The sequence below is a fragment of the Mycobacteriales bacterium genome (assembly GCA_030697205.1).
GTDB lineage: Bacteria > Actinomycetota > Actinomycetes > Mycobacteriales > SCTD01 > JAUYQP01.
On the sequence record JAUYQP010000021.1, the window covers coordinates 1 to 6,426 of the forward strand.

Annotated in this window: 5 protein-coding genes; 3 read left to right on the forward strand and 2 right to left on the reverse strand. The window is 74.6% G+C overall.

Going from position 1 to position 6,426, the window contains the following annotated elements:
- Positions 1–11: 11 nt before the first annotated feature.
- The gene (gene rsmH / locus Q8R60_06940; protein ID MDP3712203.1) at positions 12–983 is read right to left on the reverse strand and encodes a 16S rRNA (cytosine(1402)-N(4))-methyltransferase RsmH; all 972 of its coding nucleotides are present in this window, start codon (positions 981–983) and stop codon (positions 12–14) included.
- Between the two features lie 168 nt (positions 984–1,151).
- Positions 1,152–1,583: a division/cell wall cluster transcriptional repressor MraZ gene (gene mraZ / locus Q8R60_06945; protein MDP3712204.1), complete on the reverse strand. Its 432-nt coding sequence runs from the start codon at positions 1,581–1,583 to the stop codon at positions 1,152–1,154.
- Positions 1,584–2,096: 513 nt separating this feature from the next.
- On the opposite strand from mraZ, the gene Q8R60_06950 reads away from it, so the two are divergent.
- The 3 genes from Q8R60_06950 to Q8R60_06960 form a co-directional block, all read left to right on the forward strand.
- Entirely contained in the window at positions 2,097–3,047 is a 951-nt protein-coding gene (locus Q8R60_06950; GenBank protein MDP3712205.1) for a MoxR family ATPase, read from the forward strand.
- A gap of 7 nt (positions 3,048–3,054) precedes the next feature.
- Positions 3,055–4,338, forward strand: coding sequence for a DUF58 domain-containing protein (locus tag Q8R60_06955; GenBank protein ID MDP3712206.1), 1,284 nt, complete (start codon positions 3,055–3,057; stop codon positions 4,336–4,338).
- The coding region (locus Q8R60_06960; protein ID MDP3712207.1) for a transglutaminaseTgpA domain-containing protein at positions 4,335–6,426 on the forward strand (2,092 nt) is incomplete at its 3' end. The genes Q8R60_06955 and Q8R60_06960, both read left to right, overlap by 4 nt.

A 6,426-nucleotide genomic window follows, 5' to 3' on the forward strand; every position in this document is an offset into this window, starting at 1 on the left:
GGCGGGGGCGGTCACGCGGCCTCCCTCTGGCGCTCGGCCGCGCGCAGCCGGACCGACTGGGCCCGCGGGTTGTCGGCGATCTCGGCGTCGGACGCCTTGTCGGAGCCGCGCACGAGCAGCCGCAGCTCGGGCTGCGACCCCTCCGGGACGAAGGGCAGGTCGACGGGCACGTCGGAGGTCGAGCGCGCGACGAGCTCCGCCTTGACGATCTTGTCCTCGAGCGACTGGTAGCTCATGACCACGACCCGCCCACCGACCCGCAGGGCGTCGAGCGCGGCGGGGACAGCCCGACGCAGCACACCGAGCTCGTCGTTGACCTCGATGCGCAGCGCCTGGAAGGTCCGCTTGGCGGGGTGGCCACCGGTGCGCCGGGTCGCCGCAGGCACCGCGTCGCGGACCAGCTCCGCGAGCCGGGCGCTCGAGGTCAGCGGAGCGACGGCGCGCTCTCGCACGATCGCGTCGGCGATCCGCGACGCGAACCGCTCTTCGCCGTACTCCTTGAGCACCTTGGCCAGCGCGCGGCCGTCGTAGGTGTTGACGACCTCGGCCGCGGTGATGCCGCGGGTGGGGTCCATCCGCATGTCGAGCGGCGCGTCCTGGGAGTAGGCGAAGCCGCGGTCGGCCTCGTCGAGCTGCAGCGAGCTGACGCCGAGGTCGAACAGCACGCCCGAGACGCGGTCGAGGCCGAGGTCGGCGAGGACCCGCGGCAGCTCGTCGTAGACGGCGTGGACCAGCGTGGCCCGCTCGCCGAAGGGGGCGAGCCGCTCACCCGAGCGGCGCAGGGCCTCCGGGTCGCGGTCGAGGCCGATGAGGCGGGCCGGCGTGCGGGTGAGCAGCGCCTCCGCGTGACCGCCCATGCCGAGCGTGCAGTCGACGACGACGTCAGTGGGCGCGAGCAGCGCCGGGGCGAGAAGCGCGAGGCAGCGGTCGAGCAGGACGGGCACGTGGGCGTGCCCACCGTCGGTGCCCCCCTGCGACGTCATCTCGACCCTCTGCTGTCGGTGTTCCCCCGGCTTCGCGGTCCAGGGGTGGCGCTGTCGTACTGGTGTGCGGATCCGGCTCTTGCTCCCGGTCCCCGCCCGCTCCCTCGCCTGGCGCCGGGGAAGGTGCGCCAGGTGGAGGAGCGGGTGGAGGCCGCGAGCGAGGGACGGTCAGAAGACGCCGGGCAGCACCTCCTCCTCCAGCGTCGAGAAGGCCTGCTCCTGCGCGGTCTCGTAGTCGGCCCAGGCGGCCGCGTCCCAGATCTCGAGACGGGTGTTGGCGCCCACGACGACGACGTCGCGGTCGAGGCCGGCGTAGCTGCGCAGCCCGGCCGGGATGGAGATGCGGCCGTTCTTGTCGGGCACCTCGTCGAAGGCCGAGCCGAAGAAGATGCGGGCGTAGTCGCGAGCGCTCTTCGCCGACAGCGGCGCGGCCTGCAGGGCCTCGGCGCGCGTGGCGAACTCGGGTCGCGTGAAGACGAACAGGCAGTTCTCCTGCCCCTTCGTGATCACCACGCCGCCCGCCACCTCGTCCCGGTACCTGGCCGGCAGGAAGAGCCGGCCCTTGTCGTCCAAGCGCGGGGTGTGGGTGCCGAGGAACACGGCCCCCTCCTCCGCCCCACACGGGAGCCTGCCTCCCGTGCGCTCCACGTTACTCCACTTTCCCCCATCGTCAAGGGTGTCCTGCCGAGAACCTGAGCCCGGACGACCATGAATGCGCAGGTCAGGACGGGTGGAAGGGGGGTGGGGCGAGCTCGCAGGATCGTGGCTCCCCACGGCACGGACCAGGCGTACGCCGGAGGCCGTGAGCGGGGCGCCCACGCGTGCGCCCCGCCCGTCGCCGCTGCAGGTGGGGCGCAGTGGGGTGAGCAGTGGGGGGCGCAGTGGAGGGGTGCTGCGGACGGGGTGGGGTGGGGTGGGGAACGCGGGTGGGGTCCGGCTCGTCGGACTCTGCGAGCCCGGTGCACCTGCCCCGCCAGGTCGCCCGTCAGGTGCGACGATGGCGCCTGTCGCCCGCACCCCGTGGCGCAGCCAACCCGACCCCGCCCTGGAGGACCCCGAGTGGCACGCCGCACCAGCACCGGCAGCACTGGCAGCAGCACCGGCCTCGACGACCTGCTCGAGTCGACCGGGCGCATCAGCGCCAACATCGAGCAGGTCATCGAGGGCAAGCCCGACGCCGTCCGGCTCGCGATCGTGGTGCTGCTGGCCGAAGGCCACCTGCTCATCGAGGACGTCCCCGGTGTCGGCAAGACGATGCTCGCCAAGGCGCTCGCCCGCTCGATCGACTGCTCGGTGCGGCGCATCCAGTTCACGCCCGACCTGCTGCCGTCGGACGTGACGGGCGTGTCGGTCTACAACCAGGAGACCCGCGAGTTCGAGTTCAAGCCGGGCGCGGTCTTCGCCAACCTGGTGGTCGGCGACGAGATCAACCGCGCGTCGCCCAAGACGCAGTCGGCGCTGCTCGAAGCGATGGAGGAGCGGCAGGTCTCGGTCGACGGCGTGACCTACGTCCTCGAGACGCCCTTCATGGTGGTCGCGACGCAGAACCCCATCGAGATGGAGGGCACCTACCCGCTGCCCGAGGCCCAGCGCGACCGCTTCACCGCGCGGGTGTCGATGGGCTACCCGTCCGCCGCCGCCGAGATGCTCATGGTCGACACCCACGGCGGCGCCGACCCGCTCGACGACCTCGAGCCGGTCGCCGACGCCCTCGAGGTCCGCAAGCTCATCGAGGTCGTGCGCGGCATCCACCTGTCCGACGAGGTGAAGGGCTACGTCGTGGACCTCGTCACGGCCACGCGCAGCGCACCGGAGCTCCGCCTCGGCGCCTCGCCGCGCTCGACGCTGCAGCTGGTCCGTGCGGCCCGGGCGCAGGCCGCGCTCGACGGTCGCGACTACGTCCTGCCCGACGACGTCCAGGAGCTCGCCGGTCCCGTGCTCGCGCACCGGCTGCTGCCGACCGCCGAGGCCCAGGTCTCGCGGCGTACTCCCGAGGCCGTGGTCGCCGAACTCGTCTCGCGCATCCCGCTGCCCGGCACGACCTCTGCCGCTCGGCGTCGGTGAGCTGCTCGTGAGCGGAGCCCGCGCGGCCCTTGGCGGCCTCACCACCCGCGGCCGCTGCCTGCTCGCTGCGGGCCTGGCGCTGGCGGTCTGCGCCGTTCTGCTCGGCCAGCGCGACCTGCTGCGCGCGGCGGTCTTCCTCGTCGCGCTGCCGCTCGCAGCCGTCGCCGTCGTCGCCCGCACCCGCTACCGCCTCGCCTGCACCCGCCGCCTCGACCCGGGCCGGGTGGAGGCAGGGCGGCCCGCGACGGTGCGGCTACGACTGGACAACGTCTCCCGGCTGCCCAGCGGGGTGCTGCTCATGGAGGACGCGCTCCCCTACACCCTCGGCGGGCGGCCGCGCTTCGTCCTCGACCGGGTCGAGCCGCAGGGCGTGCGCGACGTGAGCTACCCCGTGCGCTCCGACGTGCGTGGCCGCTTCCTCGTCGGGCCGCTGTCGGTGCGGCTGACCGACCCCTTCGGGCTGTGCGAGCTGAGCCGGTCGTTCGCGAGCGCCGACGAGCTCGTCGTCACCCCCGTCGTCAGCCCGCTGCCGTCGGTGCGCCTCGGCGGCGACTGGGCCGGCAGCGGCGACACCAGCGCGCGGTCGGTCGCGACCAGCGGCACCGACGACGCGGCCACCCGCGAGTACCGCCACGGCGACGACCTGCGCAAGGTCCACTGGCGGTCCACGGCCCGCGTCGGCGAGCTGATGGTGCGCCGCGAGGAGCAGCCCTTCCAGAGCCGGGCGACCCTGCTGCTCGACGGCCGCGCCGCCGCGCACCGGGGCGAGGGCCCCGGGTCGTCGTTCGAGTGGGCGGTCTGCGCCGTCGCCTCCATCGGCGTGGTGCTCGCCCGCAGCGGCTTCACGCTGTCGGTCGTCCGGGAGACCGGCGAGGACGTCGTCCCCCTCGGCGTGCCCGTCACCGAGGCCCTCGTCCTCGACTCGCTCGCCACCGTCGCGTCGCAGAAGCAGTCGACGTCGGTCGAGCCGGTCGTCACCCGGCTGCGCCGCAGTGGCGTCGACGGCGTCCTCGTCGCGGTGCTCGGCTCGCTGGAGCCGGCCGAGGCAGAGCGCCTGGTGCGACTGCGCACCGGCGGCGGCGCCGCGGTCGCCGTCCTGCTCGACACCGACTCGTGGGCCCCCGGCGCCGGCGGGGCCAGGGTCGTCGCGCAGCGCGCCTACGACGCCACCGCGACCCTGCTCACCGGTGCGGGCTGGCGGGTCCTGCGGGTCGCCCACGGCACCACCCTTGCCAGCGTCTGGCCACTGGCCGGGGGCCGGACCAGCTCGAGCGCAGGAGTGCCCGCATGAGCATCAGGGAGCGCCTGACCCTCGCCTCCGCCCTCGCGGTCGGCCTGGCCGCCTCGGCCCTCGGCCCGGTCTACGCCGACTTCGGCTGGCTGCTGCGCGTGCTCGGTGCTGTCGCGGTGGTGGGCGCCACCGGCCTCGTGATCCGTCGACTGTCACTGCCCGTCGTGGTCCAGCCGACCCTGCAGCTGCTCACGCTGGCCCTCTACACCTCGCTCGTCTTCGCTCGCGACACCCTCGCCCTCGGCCTCGTGCCGGGTGGCGACACCCTGCGGGCCCTGCGGGCGCTCGCCGACCAGGGCCTGGTCGACGTCGAGACCCTCGCTCCTCCGGTGCCGACCTCCACCGGTCTGGTGCTGCTCGCGGTGCTCGGCGTGGGCGCCATCGCCGTCCTCGTCGACGTCATCGCCGTGCTACTGGCCCGCGCCGCCGTGGCCGGGCTGCCGCTGCTGCTGCTGTTCGCGATCCCCTCCGCGGTGCTCGCCGACGGCCTGGGCTGGCTGCCCTTCGCACTGACCGCGAGCGGCTGGCTCGCCCTGCTGCTCGTCGAGGGCAGCGACCGCGTCGGTCGCTGGGGCACGCCGCTACGCACCCCCGGGCAGTCCGGCCGCGACGACGACACCTCCCTCGGCCGGGTCGGCCGGCGCATCGGCGCGGCCGCGCTCGGCATCGCGGTCGTCGTGCCCGCGATCCTGCCCGGCCTCGACACCCGGCTGCTCGACGGCGGGTCCGGTGACGGCATCGGCGGCTCCGGCAAGGGCAAGAGCTCCAAGACCTACAACCCGATCACCCGGCTGCAGGGCGACCTCAACCTGCCCGACCCGGTGACGCTGTTCAGCTACACCACCAACGACCAGACCCCCGACTACCTCCGGATGACCACCCTCGACACCTTCGCGAGCGGCCAGTGGTCGGCCAGCGAGCTGCGCGCCGACCCCGACGACGACGCGGTCGACGACGGGATCCCGACCCCGGTGAGCGTCAGCGACGGCGGCGTCGCGACCCTCGACATCGCCCTGCTCATGCGCATCGCCAACCTCGAGACCGCGTGGCTGCCCGTACCCGCAACCCCGACCGACGTCGACATCCCGGGCCGCTGGGTCTGGGACGCCGAGGCGGAGACGGTGTTCTCAGCCCAGGACACCACCGGCGACCTCGACGAGACCTTCTCCCTCAAGGCCACCCGGGTGCTCCCCGAGGCCGGCCAGCTGACGGGAGTCGGCACGGTGCCCTCGGAGATCAACCCCTACCGCGGCGACGTGCAGCTGACGGAGCGGGTCCGCGCCGAGCTCGACCGCATCGTCGCGGATGCCGACACCGACTACGAGCAGGTCCTCGCGCTGCAGGACCACCTGCGCGACACCGACGTCTTCACCTACGACGTCACCGCCAAGCGCGCCCCCGCCGGCCGCGACCCGCTCGAGTTCTTCCTGCTCGACAACCAGCGCGGCTTCTGCGAGCAGTACGCCTCAGCGATGGCCGCGCTCACCCGCGCCCTCGGGCTGCCCTCGCGCGTGGCGGTCGGCTTCACCCCGGGCTCGCTCAACGAGGGCACCTGGACGGTGACGACCAACGAGGCCCACGCCTGGCCGGAGGTGTGGTTCGAGGGCGCCGGCTGGGTGCGCTTCGAGCCGACCCCGCGCACGGACACCACCTCCGTCCCGCCCTACGCCCAGCCCGAGACGTCTGCGTCCGGTGGGCCGACGGCCGCGCCCTCCGCCACCGCGGAGCCCTCAGCCGCCCCGAGCTCGACCGCGTCGACCGACCCGGGTGGCCTGCTCGACCCGGAGACAGGCGAGCCGACGGCACTGGACGACCCCGCCGCCGGGTCGGGCGCGCTCGGCGTCCCGCCGCTGCCGGTGCTGCTCCTGCTGCTCGCGCTGGTGCTGTCCGGTGTGCCCGCGCTCGCCGGGGTCCTGCGCCGTCGTCACCGCCGCGGCCTGCCCGGTCCGCTGCCCGCCTGGGCGCAGGTCCACGACGACGCCGCCGACATCGGCCACCTGTGGCGCCCGGCCGACTCGCCGCGCGCCGCGGCCCGCCGGCTCGTCGCGGAGCGGGCGCTCCCCGCCGACGCCGCCGCGGCCCTGGGCC

Coding starts and splice junctions, on each gene's coding strand:
- rsmH (MDP3712203.1), bottom strand. CDS start 983: ATGACGTCGCAGGGGGGCACCGACGGTGGGCACGCCCACGTGCCCGTC.